We start from the raw sequence: 19,109 nt of genomic DNA on the forward strand, positions 1-19,109 counted from the left end.
GACTCAGGCGAGCGCCCGCAGCACCCGCGCGGGCGGACGGGTGCCGGCGATGCCGGCGACCATCTCCAGCACCTTGCGCGTCTGCCGCACCTGGTGCGCCCGGAACACCTTCGCGCCCTGCCACGCCGCCACGGAGGTCGCCGCGAGCGTCCCGTCCACCCGGTCGTCCAGCCGCGCGCCCAGCGTCTCGCCGATGAAGTCCTTGTTGGACAGCGCCATCAGCACCGGCCACCCGGTGCCGACCAGCTCGCCCAGGCGCCGCAGCAGCTCCAGCCCGTGCCAGGTGTTCTTGCCGAAGTCGTGCGTGGGGTCGATGAGCACGCCGGCCCGCGGCACGCCGAGCGCGACCATCCGCTCCGCGCGCTCCACCAGCTCCGCCACCACGGCGGCCACGACGTCGTCGTAGCGCACCCGGTGGGGGTCGGTGCGCGGCGGCAGGCCGCCGGTGTGCGAGCACACGATGCCGACGCCGAACTCGGCCGCGACCTCGGCCAGCGCCGGGTCCGCGCCCGCCCAGGTGTCGTTGATCAGGTCCGCGCCGGCCTCGCACACCGCGCGCCCCACCTCGTGCCGCCAGGTGTCGACGCTGATCACCAGCGACGGGTGGCGCTCCCGCACGGCCGCGACGAACGGCACGACCCGGCGCGCCTCCTCGGCCGCGTCGACCCGCTCGCCCTTGGAGCCGGCCTTCACCCCGCCGATGTCGACGATGTCCGCGCCGTCCGCCACCGCCCGGTCGACGGCGGCCATCGCCGCGTCGTCGGAGAAGGTCGCGCCCCGGTCGTAGAACGAGTCGCGCGTCCGGTTGACGATCGCCATCACCAGGGCGCGGTCCTGGGCCACGTCGCGCTCACCGAACCGCATGACGGCCATCGTGCCACGCCCGAGTCGGGCGACCCGCGTCACGCAGCGTTGCTACTCATGAGTAACCCTCTGCTCCCGGGTGACAACCGGGTGATCCGGGTCGCCCGCGGAGGAGGGCCGCGCACGCCGGGCGCTTGCCCGGCGGCACGAGCGCTCCCGGCTCGTCGGCCGCGTTCGGCGCGGACTCCCACCCGGAGTTCCCGCAAAGCTGACACCGGCTGTCAGGGGGGTTTGTCAGGATGGCCCGCATGGAATTGCAATCGCCCTTCACCATCACCCGCTGGGACGAGAAGTCCACCGACGGGACGGAGCCGCAGTTCGGCCGCGTCCAGGTCGACAAGACCTACACCGGGGTGATGGACGGCACGAGCACCGCCGAGCTGACCACCTGCCAGCCGGTGGAGGGCTCGGCCGGGTACGTGGCCATCGAGAAGTTCCGGGGCACGCTGGAGGGCCGCTCGGGCGCCTTCGCGTTCCAGCACGGCGCGACCATCTCGCCCGCCGGGCCCGACTTCTACGGCCGGATCATCCCCGGCTCGGGCACCGGCGAGCTGGTCGGCATCACCGGCACGGTCAAGCTGGAGCACGAGCTGATCACGCTGGACTACAGCCTCGGCTGACGGCCCACCGGGTGGCGGCGGGCCCGTGGCCGCTCGGCGACGGGCCCGCCGGGACCACCGGACCGGGGTGGCGGGGCCGGGCCTCAGTGCGCGTCCGCCCAGGCCCGGTGCGCCTCGTTGACCACGCGCACCGCGTCGTCGATGTCGTCGGTCAGGTGCAGCAGCGCCAGGTCCTGGTCGCCCACCTTGCCGCTGGCCAGCACCGAGCCGCGCACCCAGTCGTACAGGCCCTGCCAGTAGTCCTTGCCGAACAGCACCACCGGGAACTTGGTGACCTTCTTCGTCTGCACCAGGGTCAGCGCCTCGAACAGCTCGTCCAGCGTGCCGAACCCGCCCGGCAGGCAGATGAACGCCTGGGAGTACTTGATGAACATGGTCTTGCGCACGAAGAAGTAGCGGAAGTTCACGCCCAGGTCGACCCACGGGTTCAGGCCCTGCTCGAAGGGCAGCTCGATGCCCAGCCCCACGGAGAACCCGCCCGCCTCCGAGCAGCCCCGGTTGACCGCCTCCATCGCGCCCGGACCGCCGCCGGTGATGACGGCGAACCCGGCCTCGGCCAGCGCGCCGCCCAGCTTGCGGCCCACCTCGTACTCGGGGTGGTCGCGGCCGGTGCGCGCGGAGCCGAACACCGTCACCGCGCCGGGCAGCTCGGCCAGCGCGCCGAAGCCCTCCACGAACTCGGCCTGGATGCGCAGCACCCGCCACGGGTCGGTGTGCACCCAGTCGCTCGGACCGCGCGAGTCCAGCAGCCGCTGGTCGGTGGTGGTCCGCTCGTCGCGGTGGCCGCGCCGCAGCACGACCGGGCCGCGCTGCTTCTCCCTGGGGTGCTCGTCGACGCCGTTCTGGTCGCTCATTGGCGCGAGTCTATCCCGCCCTCAGCCCTGGTTGAGGAAGCGGTGCAGCACTTCACGGCAGCGTCGGACCTGGTTCACCGGGACGTGTTCCCCGCGGGTGTGCGCGAGCGTCGGGTCGCCCGGCCCGAAGTTCACCGCCGGCATGCCCAGCGCCGCGAACCGCGCCACGTCGGTCCAGCCCAGCTTGGCCACGGGCGTGCCGCCCGCGGCGGCGACCAGCTCCTGCGCGGCCGGGGCGCCCAGGCCGGGCAGCGCGCCCGCCGAGACGTCGGTCACGGTGACGTCGAAGCCCTCGAACAGCTCGCGCAGGTGCTGCTCGGCCTGCTCCGGCGTCCGGTCCGGCGCGAACCGGTGGTTGACCGCGAGCACGCACTCGTCGGGCACGACGTTGCCCGCGACGCCGCCGGCGATCCGCACCGCCTGCAGGCCCTCCCGGTACGTGCAGCCGTCGATGTCGACCGTGCGGGCCCGGTAGCCCTCCAGCCGCCGCAGCGCCTCGCCGACGGCGTGGATCGCGTTCACGCCCATCCACCCGCGGGCGGTGTGCGCCCGGACTCCGGTCGTGCGGACGTCGACCCGCATGGTGCCCTGGCAGCCGGCCTCGATCGCGGCGTTCGACGGCTCGCAGACGATCGCCAGGTCGGCGGCCAGCCAGTCCCGCAGCTCGCGCTCGACGCGGCCGAGGCCGTTGCGCACCGCCTCGACCTCCTCGCAGTCGTAGAACACGAAGGTCAGGTCGTGGCGGGGCCGGTCGGTGGTCGCGGCGATGTTGAGCATCACCGCGTCGCCGCCCTTCATGTCGCAGGCGCCCAGGCCGTGCAGGACGCCGCCCTCCAGCCGCGACGGCAGGTTGTCGTTCACCGGCACCGTGTCCAGGTGGCCGGCGAGGAGCACCCGCGTGGGCAGCCCGAGGTTCGTGCGGGCCAGCACGGCGTTGCCGGAGCGGACCACCTCCAGCGCCGTCTGCTCGCGCAGGGAGCGCTCGACCAGGTCCGCGAGTTCCGCCTCCTCCCCCGAGACGCTGGGGACGTCCACCAGCGCGGCGGTCAGCTCGACGGGATCGGCGGCTAGGTGCAAGGTGTCGGCCACGTGCTGCACGTTACCGTTGGCACCCGTGAGCACCCCAGATTCCACCGGCTCGGTTCCCACCGGCTCGGGTCCCACCGGCGCGCACGGCGTCGGACTCGCCACCGTCACGTCCTCCGGCACCGTGCTGGACACCTGGTTCCCGTCGCCGAAGCTGGGCGCGACCGACGCCGGCACGGTCCGGCTGTCGGCCCCCGAGGTGGCCGCCGAGCTGGGCGAGGCCGCGGCGAAGCAGCTCGGCGCCGACGCCGACCGCGACGTGGAGGTCGTGGGCGTGCGCGTGGGCATCGCCTCGCTGGCGGACGCCCCGGCCGACACCTACGACATCTACCTGCGCCTGCACCTGCTGTCCGCCCGCCTGGTCCGGCCGCACGGCCAGAACCTCGACGGCGTCTTCGGCCTGCTGGCCAACGTCGTGTGGACCAACCACGGCCCGTGCGCGGTCGAGGGCTTCGAGGAGACCCGCGCCCGGCTGCGCGCCCGCGGCCCGGTGACCGTGCACGGCGTGGACAAGTTCCCGCGCATGGTCGACTACGTGGTGCCGTCCGGCGTGCGCATCGCCGACGCCGACCGCGTCCGGCTGGGCGCCCACCTGGCCGCCGGCACGACCGTGATGCACGAGGGCTTCGTCAACTTCAACGCGGGCACGCTGGGCGCGTCCATGGTCGAGGGCCGCGTCTCGGCGGGCGTCCTGGTCGGCGACGGCTCCGACATCGGCGGCGGCGCGTCGGTGATGGGCACCCTGTCCGGCGGCGGCAAGCAGGTCATCTCGATCGGCGAGCGCTGCCTGATCGGCGCGAACGGCGGCATCGGCATCTCGCTCGGCGACGACTGCGTGGTGGAGGCGGGCCTGTACCTGACGGCCGGCACGAAGGTCACCGCCGAGGACGGGTCGGTGGTCAAGGCCGCTGCCCTGTCGGGCGTGCCGAACCTGCTGTTCCTGCGCGACTCGACCACCGGCGCGGTCCGGGTCCGGCCCCGCAAGGGCACCGGGGTCGAGCTGAACGCGGCGCTGCACTCCAACGACTGACCCGGGTGGGGGCGCTCACGGGCGCCCCCACCGCGCCCGGTCCCGGTGGGCCGCGCCCGCCGGGGTCAGCCGGCCAGGCGCCGCGCCGCGGCGGCCACCCGCTCGTCGGTCGCGGTCAGCGCGATGCGCACGTGGCGGTCGCCGGTGGGGCCGTAGAAGGTGCCGGGAGCGGCCAGGATGCCCCGCTCCGCCAGCCACCCGACGGTGTCCCAGGCGTCCTCGCCGCGCGTGGACCACAGGTACAGCCCGGCCTCCGAGTGGTCGACCGAGAACCCCGCCGCCCGCAGCGCGGGCAGCAGCACCGCCCGCCGGCGCCGGTAGCGCTCGCGCTGCTCGGCCACGTGCCCGTCGTCCTCCAGCGCCGCCGTCATCGCCGCCTGCACCGGCCGGGGCACGATCATCCCGGCGTGCTTGCGGACCTCCAGCAGGGCCGCGACCAGGCTCGGGTCGCCGGTGACGAACCCCGCCCGGTACCCGGCCAGGCAGGAGGACTTGGACAGCGAGTGCACGGCCAGCAGGCCGTCGGGCGAACCGCCGCTGACCTCGTCCCGCAGCACCGACACCGGCTCGGCCTCCCACGGCAGCGCCAGGTAGCACTCGTCCGAGGCGACCACCGCGCCCACCGCGCGGGCGTCGGCCACGGCCCGCGCCAGCGCCGCCGCGCCCTGCACCCGACCCGTCGGGTTGGACGGCGAGTTCAGCCACACCAGCCTGGTGCCCTCGGGTGGCGGCTCGCCGTCGGCCAGCCGCACCACGGACGCCCCCGCGAGCTTCGCGCCCACCTCGTAGGTCGGGTAGGCCAGCGCGGGGATCGCCACGACGTCGCCGGGGCCGACCCCCAGCAGCGTGGGCAGCCAGGCGACCAGCTCCTTGGAGCCGATGGTGGGCAGCACGGCCGCCGGGTCGACGCCCGGCACGCCGTGCCGCCGCGCCAGCGCGCCCGCCACGGCCTCGCGCAGCCGGGGGAACCCGTGGGTGGTCGGGTAGCCGGGCTGCTCCGCGACGCCGGCCAGGGCGTGCCGGATGAGCTCGGGGACGTCGTCCACCGGCGTGCCGACGGACAGGTCGACCACGCCACCGGGGTGCTCGCGCGCCTTGGCGGCGTGGTCGGCCAGGGTGTCCCAGGGGAAGTCCGGGAGCCGCTTGGTCACTCGTGCGACGCCTGCGGGGGGAGAGCCTTCACGAACGCCGGGTCCGCGCTGACCTTGCCCACCTTCGAGGCGCCGCCGGGGGAACCCAGCTCGTCGAAGAAGTCCACGTTCGCCTTCGTGTACTCCTTCCACTCGTCCGGGACGTCGTCCTCGTAGTAGATGGCCTCGACGGGGCACACCGGCTCGCAAGCACCACAGTCGACGCACTCATCCGGGTGGATGTAGAGCATCCGGTCGCCTTCGTAGATGCAGTCGACGGGGCACTCTTCGATGCACGCCTTGTCGAGCACGTCCACGCACGGCTGGGCGATCACATAGGTCACTGCGCTCTCCTGCTCTTGTTCTGGTCCACACCGCGCAAGCCGGAGAGTACGCGGCGGAGTCGATTGTCCAACGCTCAGGCTTGCCTTATCAGCACCGTGCTTCAGCTCACAGGAAACCGTTTACCAGGGCGGAGGACGATGCGCGGGCGGATCCGGCCGACGAGGTGGGGCAACTCCGCGCGGACGCGCGGCCCGCAGGGGCGGGCGGGCCGCCGGGCCGGTGGCGACAGTGGCGGCCGGCGGCTTCGCCGGGCGCGCGGACAGCGCCCTGACCACGGGCGATGCCCGTGCGCCGAGCCCCGGGGCGCTGCCCGCGGTGGTCGGTTCCGCGGCCCGGGGCGCGCTCCGGCCCGCCGCGCGCGCCGTGGTCGGGGCGCGTTCGGAGCAGGGCGTTGCGACGGTCGGGTGGCGGGTCGACGTCGATCACCCGAGCGGTGCGGAGCCGCCGGTCCTGCCCGGTCCGTTGGAATCCTTCGCCTCCCCGAAGGGTGGGGAAGCGGGCATTTCGGGGGTCCCGGTGTCCGGATGGTGGGATTCGACGGCGCGGGAGCGCCCGACGGCGCGTGCCCGGCAGCGGGGACGTGGTCGGCTCCGGGGCCGCGACGCGCGACGGCGTGGCCGTCGGGCGGCGTGCTGCACGTCGCGCGGCCGGCGGTGCGCCCGCGGGCGGGCCGGTCCGGGTCGGCACCGTGGGGCCGGAGCGCGGGGGCGGTCCACGTGCGCGCTCCAGGTGGCCGCGCACGACACGCCCGCGCTGCGGCTGTACGCGTCCCTGAGTCGCGCGGAGCGCCACCCCCACAGGTACACCAGGGTCCTCCGGGACAGCGCCCCTCGGCCCGCACCGGGGCCCTTCCGGGGCAGCCCTACTGCCGGTCGAACCACTCGTCGGCGGCCTTGCGGAGCCGGCGCTGCGCCGAGCGCTCACCGAAGTAGTCCCCCACCACGCCCACCACCGGCAGCATCCCCAGCGCCTGGTGGTAGAACCGCCCCTGCGGGCGCTTATCCAGCTCGTCCTCCAGCGCCCACAGCACCTTCGCGAGCTTCCACACCGTCCGCCCGATCGACCGGATCGTGGACCGCCCGCCCAGCTCCGCCGTCAGCTCCTCGGTGGCCCGCTGCTCGGCGTCGGCGTCCACCGCCCGCCCGTCGACCTCCCGCCCGAACAGCACGTGGGCCAGCAGCCGCACCCGGTCCTCGGTGGAGGTGAACCCGTGCTCGCCCGCCATCGCCGACAGCAGCAGCCCCTGCCCCGCCGCGCCCAGCGCCGACTGCACGGGCAGCCGGTCCGCCAGCGCGCCGCCGACCCCCGGCAGGGCCGCCAGCAGCGACACCAGCCGCCCGACCCGGCCGAACCACCACTCGTCGCGCCGCGCGACGCCCATGGCGGCCCACGCGGCCGTGCCCGGCACCTCCACCTTGGCCAGCCGCTCCCACAGCCGGTCCACCAGCGCGCGGTCCGCGCCGCCCTCGGCGGTCCGGTCCCGCAGGCCCGGCAGGTCGGCCTCGCGCAGCGAGTCCAGCAGCGGCCCGGTCGCGCGCACGAAGGGCCGCAGCGCCCGCACCACGTCGCGGTCAGTGATCGCCGGCACGGGCCTGCCTCCCCAGGGCCGCGCCCACCGCGACGGCGCCGGGCAGCGCCCCGCCGGCGAACAGCAGCAGCGAGCGCCAGTCGTAGGCCAGCACCGCGTCGCCGCCCGGCCCGAACAGGCCGAAGAGCACCAGCGTCCCCAGCCACACCAGCAGCGGCGCGGCGGTGGGCAGGGCGCGGCGGGAGTGGTGCGAGGCCCACCGCACCAGCAGCGGGGTGGTGACGGCCGCGACCGGGACCGCGACCGGGAAGGGCAGGTCGCCGACGCGGGGCAGCGTCGTGCCGTCCAGGCGCAGCGGCAGGAAGAACAGCTCCAGCACCGCGAGCACGAACGCCTGGGCCATCAGCGCCCCGATCGCCAACCGCTGCCTCAATCCAGCCCCCCGAACAGGTCCGTCCCCGCCCCGTCCGCCGGCCCGCGCGCCAGCACGTAGTACTCCGCCGGCACGACGGGCTGGGCGATGCCGTTGGACAGCGCGTACGCCGCGCCGCCCTGCCACACGCTGATCTGGGTGGAGTGGGCGCGCAGCGCGCGGACCTTCGCCACCAGGTGCTCGGAGACGTCGACGGTGGTCGTGATGAGGTCGTCGTCGGTGACCGGCAGCTCACCGGGCTCCGGCAGCCGCCACGGCAGGTCCTCGTGGGCGGCCAGGGCGGCGACGCCCGCCTCGGTGGCGGCCCGCGAGGTCACCGCGAAGAACACCCGGTCGACCCCGCCCGCCGCCGCCATGGTGATCTCGTGCGCCCGGATGTGGTCCGGGTGGCCGTACCCGCCGAACGCGTCGTAGGTGACCACCACCTGCGGCTTCACCGAGGAGATGATCGCGGCCAGCTCGGCGGCCTGCTCGTCGGCCGAGCCCCGCACGAACGCGCGCGGGTGTTCGTTGGCCGCGACCCCGGCCATCCCGGAGTCGCGCCACCGGCCGATGCCGCCCAGGAAGCGGTGGTCGGTCACGCCCAGCGCGGCGCAGGCGGACCTCAGCTCCGCCACCCGGTAGCCGCCCAGCTGGTCGGCGGCGTCGGCGCTCAGCTCGCGCAGCGCGGGCGGGATGATCTCGCCCTCCTCGCCGAGGGTGCAGGTGACCACGGTGACGTGCGCGCCGCTCGCCGCGTAGCGGGCGATGGTGCCCCCCGTCCACAGGCTCTCGTCGTCGGGGTGTGCGTGTACCAGCAGCAACCGTGGTGGAGCAGTCAGCGTCACCGGATCAGCGTAGAGACCTGGCCCGACAACGGGTTCCGGGGCCACCGCTTCGCGGTGGCCCCGGCCCGCCGTCAGCCCACCAGCAGCGGCTTCACCTCGGCGAAGTGGCACGCGGACAGCGTGCCACCGGCGTCGCCGCGGCGCTCCAGCCTGGGTTCCTCCACGGCGCAGATGTCCTGCGCCTTCCAGCAGCGGGTGCGGAACCGGCAGCCCGAGGGCGGGTTCACCGGCGAGGGCACGTCGCCGGACAGCACGATCCGCTGGCGCCGGCGCTCCAGCTTCGGGTCCGGCACCGGCACCGCGGACAGCAGGGCCTGCGTGTACGGGTGCATCGGCCGGGAGTAGATGTCCTCGCGCTCGCCGATCTCGATGATCTTGCCGAGGTACATCACGGCGACCCGGTCGGAGATGTGCCGGACGACCGAGAGGTCGTGCGCCACGAACAGGTAGGCCAGGCCCAGCCGCTCCTGCAGCTCCTCCAGCAGGTTCACCACGCCGGCCTGCACCGACACGTCCAGCGCCGACACCGGCTCGTCGAGCACGACGAGCTTGGGGTTCAGCGCCAGCGCGCGGGCGATGCCGATGCGCTGGCGCTGGCCGCCGGAGAACTCGTGGGCGTACCGGTTGCGGTGCTCCGGGTTCAGGCCGACCAGTTCCATCAGCTCGTTGACCCGCTGCTGGACGTTGCCGCCCGGCTCGATGCCGTGGATCCTGAACGGCTCCGAGATCAGCTCGTTGATCTGCCAGCGCGGGTTCAGCGACGCGTACGGGTCCTGGAACACGATCTGCATGTCCCGCCGCACGTCGCGCAGGCCCCGGCCGCGCAGCGTGGTCAGCTCGCGGCCCTGGAACCGCACCGAGCCGGACGTCGGCTTGTGCAGCTGGAGGATGGCGCGCCCGGTCGTGGACTTGCCGCAGCCGGACTCGCCGACCAGGCCCAGCGTCTCGCCCGCCTGGAGGTTGAACGTCACGCCGGACACGGCCTGCACCTGCCCGACGGTGCGCGGGATGATCCCGCCACCGCGCACCGGGAAGGACTTGACCAGGTCCTTGACCTCCAGCAGGGGCGCGGGCCCGCCGCCCGCGGCGGCGCCGCCCGCCTGCGGGTTCGCGTCAGTCGTGGTGGTCATGAGGTCGAGCTCCCCTCTTCGTGCAGCCGCGCCTCCACGTCGTCGAGGTCCTCGGCGACGGGGATGTCCGGGTTGGCCATGGTGAGCGCCGCGGGGTTCTCCACCACGCCGATCTCCTCGTGCGCGAACAGCCGCTGCGGCTGCTCGATGGTGGCGAGGTGCCCGGACCGGTGGCAGCGCGCGAAGTGGCCCGCCCGGTCGGTCTCCAGCAGCGCCGGCTCGGTCGCCCGGCACTCGTCGATCACCAGCGGGCACCGCGGGGAGAACGTGCAGCCCTGCGGCAGGTTCATCAGCGAGGGCGGCGCGCCCTTGATCGGCGTGAGCCGCTTGCCCAGCATCTGCGGGTTCGGGATGGACCCGATCAGGCCCACCGTGTAGGGCATCCGCTGCGCCTCGAAGACCTCGTCCACGGCGCCCTGCTCGACGACCGTGCCGCCGTACATGACCTGCACGCGGTCCACCATGCCCGCCACGACGCCGAGGTCGTGGGTGATGATCATGATGCCCGCGCTCGTCTCGTCCCGGATGCGCAGCAGCGTGTCCAGGATCTGCGCCTGCACGGTCACGTCCAGCGCCGTGGTCGGCTCGTCGGCGATGATCACGTCCGGGTCGTTGATGATCGCCATGGCGATCATCGCGCGCTGCCGCATGCCGCCGGAGAACTCGTGCGGGTACTGCGCCGCGCGGCGGTCCGGCTGCGGGATGCCCACCAGCTCCAGCGACTCGACGGCCTTGGCCATCGCGGCCTTCTTCGACACGTCGTGGTGCGCCCGGTAAGCCTCGGCGAGCTGCCACCCCACCGTGTAGACGGGGTTCAGCGACGTCATCGGGTCCTGGAAGATCATCGAGACGCCGTTGCCGCGGACCGGCTGCATCTCCTTGTAGGACAGGCCGACCAGCTCGCGGTCCTTGAACTTGATGGACCCGCCGATCCGGGCGGTCTTGGGCAGCAGGCCCATGATCGCCATGGACGAGACCGACTTGCCGGAGCCGGACTCGCCGACGATGCCCAGCACCTCGCCCGCGCCGAGCGTGAACGACACGTCCCGCACGGCGTGCACGGTGCCGTCGTCGGTCGGGAATTCCACCGACAGGTCCTGCACCCGCAGCAGCTTCTCCCCGCCGCGGTCCGCCGTCACCGGCCCGGGTTCGTTCATAACGTCCAACTCACTCATGCCTTCACCCTCTTCTGGCGCGGGTCGAAGGCGTCCCGGAGACCGTCACCGATGAAGTTGACCGACAGCGAGATCAGCACGATGAACGCGAACGGCGTGAAGAACAGCCACGGGTTCAGCGCCAGCTCGTTCTTGTTCAGGCTGATCATCAGGCCCAGGGAGGTGTCCGGGCTCTGGACGCCGAGGCCGATGTAGGACAGCGCGGCCTCCAGCAGCACCGCCTGCGCGATGGCCAGCGTCGCGTTGACGATGATCACGTCCACGGTGTTGGGCAGGATGTGCCGGAACACGATCCGCGAGGTCGACGCGCCCAGCGCGCGGGCTGCCTCCACGAACTCCTTCTCGCGCAGCGACAGGACCATGCCGCGGATGACCCGCGCGATGGACAGCCACATGATCAGGCCCAGGTACAGGGCCACGACCAGCCAGTTGCTGCCGCCACCGCCGGCCACCGACGCCACGAAGCTGTTGCGCACCAGCACGGCGGCGATGACCAGGCTCGGGATCACCAGGATCAGGTCGATGAGCCGGCTGATCACCGCGTCCACCCAGCCGCGCAGGTAGCCCGCGAGCGCGCCGAGGACGACGCCGATGATCGTGGACAGCACGGCGACGAAGATCGCGATCTGGAGGGAGAACTGGGTGCCGCGGATGATCAGCGCCACCATGTCGAAGCCCAGGCGGTCGGTGCCGAAGGGGTGGTCGGCGCTGGGCGGCAGGTACCGGCGGGCGGTCTCCGTGTAGGGGTGCTTCCAGAGCATTCCGCCGAAGAACGCGAACAGCACCAGCAGCGTGAACATCACCAGGCCGAACACCGCCGCCTTGTGGCGGGTGAACCGCTTGAGGATGACCTGCCACTGCTTGCGCGCCGCGGTGTTGTCGAACTGGCTCGGCTCGCCGCCGGAGGTCGGCGCGGCGGGCGTGGCCACGGGGGAACCGATCTCAGTCAAGGCGGATCCTCGGGTCCAGGACCGCGTACATCACGTCCGCGATCAGGTTGAACACGATGATGAACACGGCCGTCACCATCATGAAGCCGAGCACCTCGTAGGGCTCGATCTTCGTGATCGCCTCGATGAGGTACTTGCCCATTCCGGACCAGCCGAAGACGGTTTCGGTGATCACCGCGCCGCCGAAGTTGGCCCCGATGTTGAGCGAGGACACCGTGATGATCGGGATCAGGGCGTTGCGGAAGGCGTGCTTGAAGATGGCGCGCCCCTGCGAGATGCCCTTGGCCTGCGCGGTGCGCACGTAGTCGGCGTTCAGCGTGTCCAGCATCGACGCGCGCTGGAAGCGGCTGTAGAGCGCGAACTGGATGACCACCAGGCAGATGGTCGGGAGGATGTAGGCGCCCGAGTACTGGAAGAGCTGCTCGCCGATGGAGCCGCTGAAGCCCTCGCCGGGCGGTCCGGCCGTGATGATCCACCGGTCCGCGCCGAGCGATTCCAGCCAGTTGTTCAACTGGATACCGCCCGCCTTCAGCACGAGCGCGACGCAGAACAGCGGCATCGAGAACATCGTGAACGATATCCCGGTCGCTATGTAGTCGAATATCGAATACTGTCTCACCGCGCCGATCACGCCGACGGCGATGCCGAGGGCCAGGGCGATGATCTCGGCGCCGAGGATCAGCCGGAGCGTGACCCCGAAGGCGTCGAGGACGTTCTCCTTCACCGGCTTGCCCGCGTTGCCCGGGACGACGGACTTGCCCCAGTCGCCGGTCACGAAGTTGCCGGCCCAGTCGACGTAGCGCTCGAAGAACGGCTTGTTGTAGCCGGTCTGCTCGTAGGCGAGCTCGATCTCGGCCTGCGTCCGGGGCTTTTGCAGCTTCCACTCGCCCAGGGGGTCACCCATGGCGTTCACGAGTCCGAAGCAGAGGAACGACGCGACGATCAACAGCGGAATGGAGATCAACAACCGCCGGATTATGTAACGGAACATGACAAGTCTCTAGTCTCCCTAGGCGCCCCCGCTACAAGCGGGCCAGCCTACCGGACGCGGACGCCGGCCGGGGGGCCGGTGCTTGTGGCACCGGCCCCCCGGTCGGATGAACATCAAAAGCGTCGGAGCTGGTGGCAGCTCGACTTACTTCTTGATCTGCCAGGCGTACAGGTTCCAGGTCACGCCGCCACCGACACCGATGTAGGAGATCGGGCCGATGTCCGCCGTGGAGGCGGCGAAGTCGGTCAGCTGGAACAGCGGAACGCTGTGCAGGTCGTCACGCATCAGCTTGTCGATCTCGTTCATCGCGTCGATGCGCTTCTGGAAATCGAGCAGGCCGTTGGCGGCCTTCCACTTCTCGGTCACCTCGGCCGAGTCGTAGAGGTTGTAGTTGCCCGAGCCGCCCTTGTCCTTCTGGGCGTAGTTGCCGTACGCGCCGGCCTTGACCGGCTGGCCGACCCACGCGAACAGGGCCGCGTCGAACTCCGACGCCGGGAGGCGCTTGTCGTTGAAGTCGACGGCCTGGTCGGCGATGATCTCGATGCCGGCCTGGCGGCACTTGTCCTGCAGGATGCGGACGGTGTCGGAGCGGCGCTGGACGACCTTGTGGCCGAGCTTGAACGACGCCCGGAACTCGCCCTTGGTGTAGATGCCGTCGGCGCCCTGCTTCCAGCCGGCGTCCTCCAGCGTCTTCTTGGCCGCCGCGACGTCACCCTTGCCGATGTCGCTGTAGTGGTCCTCGTAGCCGACCTCGTTCGGCATGAACACCAGCGAGCCGAGCGGCTTGGCGTTGCGGTCGACGTCCTTGATCAGCTTCTCGACCACGTCCTCGCGGTCGAAGCACTGGGCGATCGCCGTGCGCAGCTCCTTGTTCTGCTTGAACAGGGGGCGGCTCATGTTGAAGTCGACGTGCTCGAAGGTCTGGCCACCGGCCGCGAAGACCTTGAACGAGCTGTCGCCGTACAGCTGCTGGGCCACCGCCGGGTCGGCCTGCGGCGCGATCACGACGACTTCCTTGTTCTGCAGCTGCTGGGCCGCCGACTGGGCGTCGGTGTTGGTCTTGAGGATGACCTTCGACGCGGCGGGCTTCTCACCCCACCACTTCGGGTTGCGGACCAGGACCGTCTGGTCCCGCAGGTCCGACGACTCGATCATGTAGGGGCCACCCGACAGGGCGACGGCGGGGTCGAAGCCCAGCCAGCCCTTGGTGTAGAACTCGGCGACCTTCTTGACCGTCTCGTCGTTCTGCTCCGGCTTCACCTGGGTGACGTCGGCGACGCCGCTCTTCTCCTCCAGGACGTGCGCCGGCAGCAGGTTGTCACTGCCCACCTGGGAGAACAGCGAGCGGTAGTCCGCGAACGGCTTGTCCTTGAAGAAGGTGGTCGTGATCGTCTTGTCCTCGTCCGAGCACTCGAGCTTCTCGATGTCCTCGTAGCCCGTGCGCGACGAGTCGAAGATGGACGCCTCGGAGCCGTCGTCGCCCTTGATCGACGCCTTGCTCGCGCCGGCCAGCCACTTGAGGTGGAAGTCGTCGCAGTCGATCGGCTTGCCGTCCGACCAGACCGCGGCCTTGTTGACCTTCCACTCGATGACCTGCGGGTCGGTCGAGGTGACCTTGATCGACTCCATCAGGTCGCCGTCGATCTTGATGATGACCTTGCCGTCGGACGACAGGTCGGTGATGTAGGGCGAGGGCTGCACGTTGGACAGCGCGATGGTGCTGGAGAAGTTGTTCGTCGCGCCGATGGTGTTGTTGTAGTTGTGGAAGCCCTCTTCGACCGCGACCGCGATCTCACCGATGTCGTCCACCTTGGGACGCTTGAACAGCTCGTCCTGACCGCCGATCTTGCCCGGGTCGGCGTTCTGCTGACCACCCTGGTCGCCCTCACCGGTGCCACCGCCGCCGCACGCGCTCAGCACGAGCGCGGAGCTGGTCAGCAGCGCGAGCGCCGAGACAGCCTTTGATCTCCTCATCGACACGTGCCCTCCTAGCACTGGGTTGGAGCGCCCGTTCGAGCCGAACTCCACCCATAACCGTGATGTGCCAAACGCGCCCCGAACCGACACACCGTTGCAGCACGATAAGAAGCTGCCGCAACCAGGGTCACTCCCCCTCGGCCGATCGTGACCAAAGGGTGACACGCTGGTAGCAGCAAGCTACTCCACCGTTACCGCGCGGGAGCGTTCGTTAACCGGACCACCGGAATACTGTCAATATTCACCCGGGAACGCGACCCCAGACCTCCGGTAACTCGCGCAAACACGCGCGGTCAACCGTCAACGGCCTTCCCGGCGCCACGTCGCGGCCTCGCTCAGCGGCCCCGCGAAGGGGGCGCCCGCGGTCACGTTCTGCGCCTGCGGCAGGACCACCAACAGGTCGGCTACCTGGAACAACGGCAGCGCGACGGCCTGCTGCCAGAGCACCGGCTCGACCCGCGCGAGGGCGTCGGACAGCAGCACCCGACCGGTCAGCGCGTCCTCGATCGTGGTCTGCACCGACTGATCGCAGAAACCGGTGGGATTCCCCGGAATGGGCGTACCGGTGCCTCTCGACGAGGTGCGGCAGCCGAATGCGGAAGCGAGGGTCGCGGCCGGATCACCGGTGTCCACGCGCGGCACGACCGCAATGTCGACCACGTCCGCGTTCGTTGTCGCCGGAGTCGAAAGATCACGGCCGAACAACTGATCGGGCGGCGTTGTAAGGACCCGTCCGGCGATTCCGGACAATGACAGTTGACGTTGGACCTGGCTCGCGACGGTCACGTACGGCTCCACCCCGGCCGGTGCGGCGATGGTGAGCGCGAGCTGCTTGCCGTCCCGCTCCCACTGGCCGTCGCGCAGGGCGTAGCCGGCCTCGGTGAGCAGTTGGGCCACCGGCGTCGGGTTCGGCTGGTACGTCGGCAGGTACCCGGCCCCGGTGGGCGGCACCACCTGCGAGTCCGCCCTGAGGGTGGAGCCGGGCCCGCTGCGGCTGCCGATGGCGATCAGCTCGTCCCGGTTGAGCGCGTTGAACACGGCCTGGCGGACCCGGACGTCGGCCAGCTGCGGCGCGGCCGGCCTGGCCAGCACCTGGACGACCTCCGGCCGGGGGACGGCGACCGTTGTCAGGGGCGTTGTCCGGCCGAGTTCACCGATGTCTTTCAACGCGATCGCGTCCGCCCGGATGAGCGCGACCTGGTCGTCGCCGTTCTTGAGCGCCTCGACCGTCTCGTGCTGGCTCGCCCGGCGCAGCACGACCCGGTCCAGCGCGGTGGGCTGCGCCCAGAACCGGTCGTTGCGCTCCAGGACGATCTCACCGCGCGGCTGGTCGAGCGTGCGCACGGCGAACGGGCCGGCGGTCGCCGGGAAGCTGTCGGTGAGCGCGGCGGCCCACCCGCCCGGCGCGTCCTTGAGCAGGTGGGCGGGCAGCAGGTCCGCGAACAGGCTGCGCCAGCCGGGGTAGGGCGCGCTGAAGACGACCTCCACCACCTTGCCGCCCTCGCGGGAGGTGATGTCGGAGATCAGCCGGTAGCCGGCGGGGTCGACCACACCCGGCTCCTCGCGCATCCGCTCCCACAGGTAGACGAAGTCCTCGGCGGCGATCGGCGCGCTGTCCGACCACGAGGCGTCCCGCCGGATGGTGTAGGTGACGGTGTACGGCTCGGCCCTGGTCACCTCGGCGCCGACCAGCAGGTCGCGGTCCATCCGCGGGCTGCCGTCGGTGTCGTTGCGGAAGGTGCTCGGCAGCAGCAGCGAGGACAGCGCGGTGGTGACCGTCGACTGCCCGGCCGTGGTGTGCGGGTTGTAGCTGCCCTTGACCTCGTCGACGCCGACGACGATCTCGTTCAGCTTCTCCTTCGGCACGACGGTCATGCCCGGTGTGGACGGCACCAGCGGGGGCGGCGGCGTGACCGAGCACGCCGACAGCGCCAACAGCGCGACCACCGCCGCGACGGCCGCGCGCGCGCGAGTCCCCCCAGACCGAGTCATGCGCACGAGCGTGCCAGACAGGCCGGCGGGTGGACCGAGGACCCCGGACTTCACCCCGGTAGGACGGGCGCGGGCCGGTCCGGGTTGGCCGCTGTGGGCGGTCACACGCCGGCGGTCGCCACCTTATTAATGGGGTGCGCTGCGCACCGGAACGCGAACGCGCCCCCCGGCGGGGGTGCCGGGGGGCGCGTCGTCGCAGGTCGTCAGCCGCGCAGCTTGGCGCGGTTGCGCTCCCGGCCGCGCTGGTTGGCGTCCAGGGTGACCTTGCGGACCCGGACGACCTCGGGCGCGACCTCCACGCACTCGTCGGCGGCGCAGAACTCCAGCGCCTCCTCCAGCGACAGCTTGCGCGGGCGGGCCAGCGTCTCCATCACGTCGGCGGTGGAGGTGCGCATGTTCGTCAGCTTCTTCTCGCGGCAGACGTTCACGTCCAGGTCCTCGGCGCGCGGGTTCTCGCCGACGACCATGCCCTCGTAGGCGTCCGCGCCCGGCTCGACGAAGAACGTGCCGCGGTCGGCGAGCTGGATCATCGCGTACGCGGTGATCGAGCCGGACCGGTCGGCGACCAGCGAGCCGTTGTGCCTGGTCCGGATCTCCCCGGCCCACGGGCCGTAGCCCTCGGACACGGCGTTGGCGATGCCGGTGCCGCGGGTCTCGGTGAGGAACTCGGTGCGGAACCCGATCAGGCCGCGGGACGGCACGACGTAGTCCAGCTTGATCCGGCCGGAGCCGTGGCCGGACATGTTCTCCATCCGGCCCTTGCGGTTGGCCAGCAGCTGGGTGATCGAGCCGAGGTGCTCCTCGGGCGCGTCGATGGTCAGCCGCTCGAACGGCTCGTGCAGCTTGCCGTCGACGGTCTTGGTGACCACCTGCGGCTTGCCGACGGTCAGCTCGAAGCCCTCGCGGCGCATCTGCTCGACCAGGATGGCCAGCGCCAGCTCGCCGCGGCCCTGCACCTCCCAGGTGTCCGGCCGCTCGGTGGGCAGCACGCGGACCGACACGTTGCCGACCAGCTCGGAGTCCAGCCGGGCCTTGAGCAGGCGCGCGGTCAGCTTGGTGCCGCCGCCGCGACCGGCCAGCGGCGAGGTGTTCACGCCGATGGTCATCGAGATCGCGGGCTCGTCCACGGTGATCCGGGGCAGCGGCTCCGGGTTGTCCACGTCGGCCAGCGTGTCGCCGATGGTGATCTCCGGGATGCCGGCGATGGCGACCAGGTCGCCCGCCCGCGCCTCCTCGGCCGGGACGCGCTCCAGCGCCTCGGTGATCAGCAGCTCGGTGATGCGCACCTTCTGCACCGAGCCGTCCTCGCGGCACCACGACACCGTCTCGCCCTTGCGGATGCGGCCGGCCTCGATGCGGCACAGCGCGATGCGGCCCAGGAACGTCGACGCGTCCAGGTTCGTCACCAGCGCGCGCAGCGGGGCGTCCGCGTCACCGGTCGGCGCGGGGATGTGGTTGAGCAGCACCTCGAACAGCGAGTCGAGGTTCTCCTCGTCCGGCAGGCCGCCGTCGGCGGGCTGGGTGAGCGACGCGCGGCCGGCCCGCGCCGAGGCGTAGACGACCGGCAGGTCCAGCACGGAGTCGTCCGCGCCGACCTCGGTCGCCAGGTCCAGCAGCAGGTCGTGGGCCTCGTCGACGACCTCGGAGATCCGGGCGTCGGGGCGGTCGACCTTGTTCACCACCAGGATCACCGGCAGGCCGGCGGCCAGCGTCTTGCGCAGCACGAACCGGGTCTGCGGCAGCGGCCCCTCCGAGGCGTCGACCAGCAGCACCACGCCGTCGACCATGGACAGGCCGCGCTCGACCTCGCCGCCGAAGTCGGCGTGGCCCGGGGTGTCCACCACGTTGATGGTGACCACGCCGTCGGCGGTGTGCCGGCGCACGGCCGTGTTCTTGGCGAGGATCGTGATCCCCTTCTCGCGCTCCAGCTCGCCGGAGTCCATCACCCGGTCGACCGGTTCGGCCCGTTCCGAGAAGGCGCCGGACTGGCGGAGCATGGCGTCGACCAGGGTGGTCTTGCCGTGGTCAACGTGCGCGACGATCGCGACGTTGCGCAGGTCGTTGCGGACCAGCGTTTCCTTGATCGACGCGGTGGCCGTGGGCACGCGGAACTCCTAGAGCTGTCTGTCGAGGATGGGCAGGCGCCGGGACGTGAGAACGCGCGAGCCATCGGACAG

17 protein-coding genes are annotated in these 19,109 nt (G+C 71.8%); 2 read left to right on the plus strand and 15 right to left on the minus strand.

The features are described 5' to 3' along the window. Nucleotides 1–3 precede the first annotated feature (3 nt). A complete protein-coding gene (gene folP / locus JOE68_RS11240; protein ID WP_204846044.1) occupies nt 4–873 on the minus strand; it encodes a dihydropteroate synthase in 870 nt (289 codons plus the stop codon). 239 nt (nt 874–1,112) lie between these two features. Between folP and JOE68_RS11245 the strand changes: the two genes are divergently transcribed. Then, on the plus strand, nt 1,113–1,484 hold the full coding sequence (locus tag JOE68_RS11245; protein ID WP_204842309.1) for a DUF3224 domain-containing protein: 372 nt from the start codon (nt 1,113–1,115) through the stop codon (nt 1,482–1,484). Between the two features lie 83 nt (nt 1,485–1,567). Here JOE68_RS11245 and JOE68_RS11250 read toward each other — a convergent pair whose 3' ends face one another. Both JOE68_RS11250 and dapE read right to left on the minus strand, forming a co-directional pair. Beyond that, entirely contained in the window at nt 1,568–2,338 is a 771-nt protein-coding gene (locus JOE68_RS11250; protein ID WP_204842310.1) for an LOG family protein, read from the minus strand. Between the two features lie 21 nt (nt 2,339–2,359). Next, the gene (gene dapE / locus JOE68_RS11255; protein WP_204842311.1) at nt 2,360–3,427 is read right to left on the minus strand and encodes a succinyl-diaminopimelate desuccinylase; all 1,068 of its coding nucleotides are present in this window, start codon (nt 3,425–3,427) and stop codon (nt 2,360–2,362) included. 16 nt (nt 3,428–3,443) lie between these two features. Here dapE and dapD point away from each other — a divergent pair, with 16 nt between their 5' ends. Then, on the plus strand, nt 3,444–4,454 hold the full coding sequence (gene dapD / locus JOE68_RS11260; RefSeq protein ID WP_372443285.1) for a 2,3,4,5-tetrahydropyridine-2,6-dicarboxylate N-succinyltransferase: 1,011 nt from the start codon (nt 3,444–3,446) through the stop codon (nt 4,452–4,454). Between the two features lie 65 nt (nt 4,455–4,519). Here dapD and dapC read toward each other — a convergent pair whose 3' ends face one another. The 12 genes from dapC to typA all read right to left on the minus strand — a co-directional run bounded on the left by dapC (nt 4,520) and on the right by typA (nt 19,037). Next, nucleotides 4,520–5,605 (minus strand): succinyldiaminopimelate transaminase, encoded by a 1,086-nt coding sequence (dapC, locus tag JOE68_RS11265; RefSeq protein ID WP_204842313.1) that lies wholly within the window; start codon nt 5,603–5,605, stop codon nt 4,520–4,522. After that, nucleotides 5,602–5,928 (minus strand): ferredoxin, encoded by a 327-nt coding sequence (gene fdxA, locus JOE68_RS11270; protein ID WP_033430540.1) that lies wholly within the window; start codon nt 5,926–5,928, stop codon nt 5,602–5,604. The genes dapC and fdxA overlap by 4 nt, the downstream gene beginning before the upstream one ends. An 863-nt stretch (nt 5,929–6,791) precedes the next feature. Next, on the minus strand, nt 6,792–7,517 hold the full coding sequence (locus JOE68_RS11275; protein ID WP_204842314.1) for a hypothetical protein: 726 nt from the start codon (nt 7,515–7,517) through the stop codon (nt 6,792–6,794). After that, complete coding sequence (locus tag JOE68_RS11280; RefSeq protein ID WP_239562211.1) at nt 7,501–7,890, minus strand: hypothetical protein; 390 nt, start codon at nt 7,888–7,890, stop codon at nt 7,501–7,503. The genes JOE68_RS11275 and JOE68_RS11280 overlap by 17 nt, the downstream gene beginning before the upstream one ends. Beyond that, nucleotides 7,887–8,717: an N-acetyl-1-D-myo-inositol-2-amino-2-deoxy-alpha-D-glucopyranoside deacetylase gene (gene mshB / locus JOE68_RS11285; RefSeq protein WP_204842315.1), complete on the minus strand. Its 831-nt coding sequence runs from the start codon at nt 8,715–8,717 to the stop codon at nt 7,887–7,889. The genes JOE68_RS11280 and mshB overlap by 4 nt, the downstream gene beginning before the upstream one ends. 71 nt (nt 8,718–8,788) lie before the next feature. Further along, nucleotides 8,789–9,847, minus strand: coding sequence for an ABC transporter ATP-binding protein (locus tag JOE68_RS11290; RefSeq protein ID WP_239562212.1), 1,059 nt, complete (start codon nt 9,845–9,847; stop codon nt 8,789–8,791). Beyond that, complete coding sequence (locus tag JOE68_RS11295; RefSeq protein WP_204842316.1) at nt 9,844–11,022, minus strand: oligopeptide/dipeptide ABC transporter ATP-binding protein; 1,179 nt, start codon at nt 11,020–11,022, stop codon at nt 9,844–9,846. The genes JOE68_RS11290 and JOE68_RS11295 overlap by 4 nt, the downstream gene beginning before the upstream one ends. Next, nucleotides 11,019–11,972 carry an ABC transporter permease gene (locus JOE68_RS11300; protein ID WP_204842317.1) on the minus strand — a complete coding sequence of 318 codons (954 nt, stop codon included), beginning with the start codon at nt 11,970–11,972 and terminating at the stop codon, nt 11,019–11,021. The genes JOE68_RS11295 and JOE68_RS11300 overlap by 4 nt, the downstream gene beginning before the upstream one ends. After that, nucleotides 11,965–12,963, minus strand: coding sequence for an ABC transporter permease (locus JOE68_RS11305; RefSeq protein WP_204842318.1), 999 nt, complete (start codon nt 12,961–12,963; stop codon nt 11,965–11,967). Before JOE68_RS11305 ends, JOE68_RS11300 begins: the two co-directional genes overlap by 8 nt. A gap of 144 nt (nt 12,964–13,107) precedes the next feature. Next, the gene (locus tag JOE68_RS11310) at nt 13,108–14,937 is read right to left on the minus strand and encodes an ABC transporter family substrate-binding protein (RefSeq protein WP_204842319.1); all 1,830 of its coding nucleotides are present in this window, start codon (nt 14,935–14,937) and stop codon (nt 13,108–13,110) included. A 303-nt stretch (nt 14,938–15,240) separates the two neighbouring features. Further along, on the minus strand, nt 15,241–16,932 hold the full coding sequence (locus JOE68_RS11315; protein WP_204842320.1) for an ABC transporter family substrate-binding protein: 1,692 nt from the start codon (nt 16,930–16,932) through the stop codon (nt 15,241–15,243). 203 nt (nt 16,933–17,135) lie between these two features. After that, nucleotides 17,136–19,037 carry a translational GTPase TypA gene (gene typA, locus JOE68_RS11320; protein WP_204842321.1) on the minus strand — a complete coding sequence of 634 codons (1,902 nt, stop codon included), beginning with the start codon at nt 19,035–19,037 and terminating at the stop codon, nt 17,136–17,138. Nucleotides 19,038–19,109: the final 72 nt, after the last annotated feature.

The sequence above is a fragment of the Saccharothrix algeriensis genome, assembly GCF_016907655.1.
In the GTDB taxonomy this organism is placed as follows: Bacteria; Actinomycetota; Actinomycetes; order Mycobacteriales; family Pseudonocardiaceae; genus Actinosynnema; species Actinosynnema algeriense.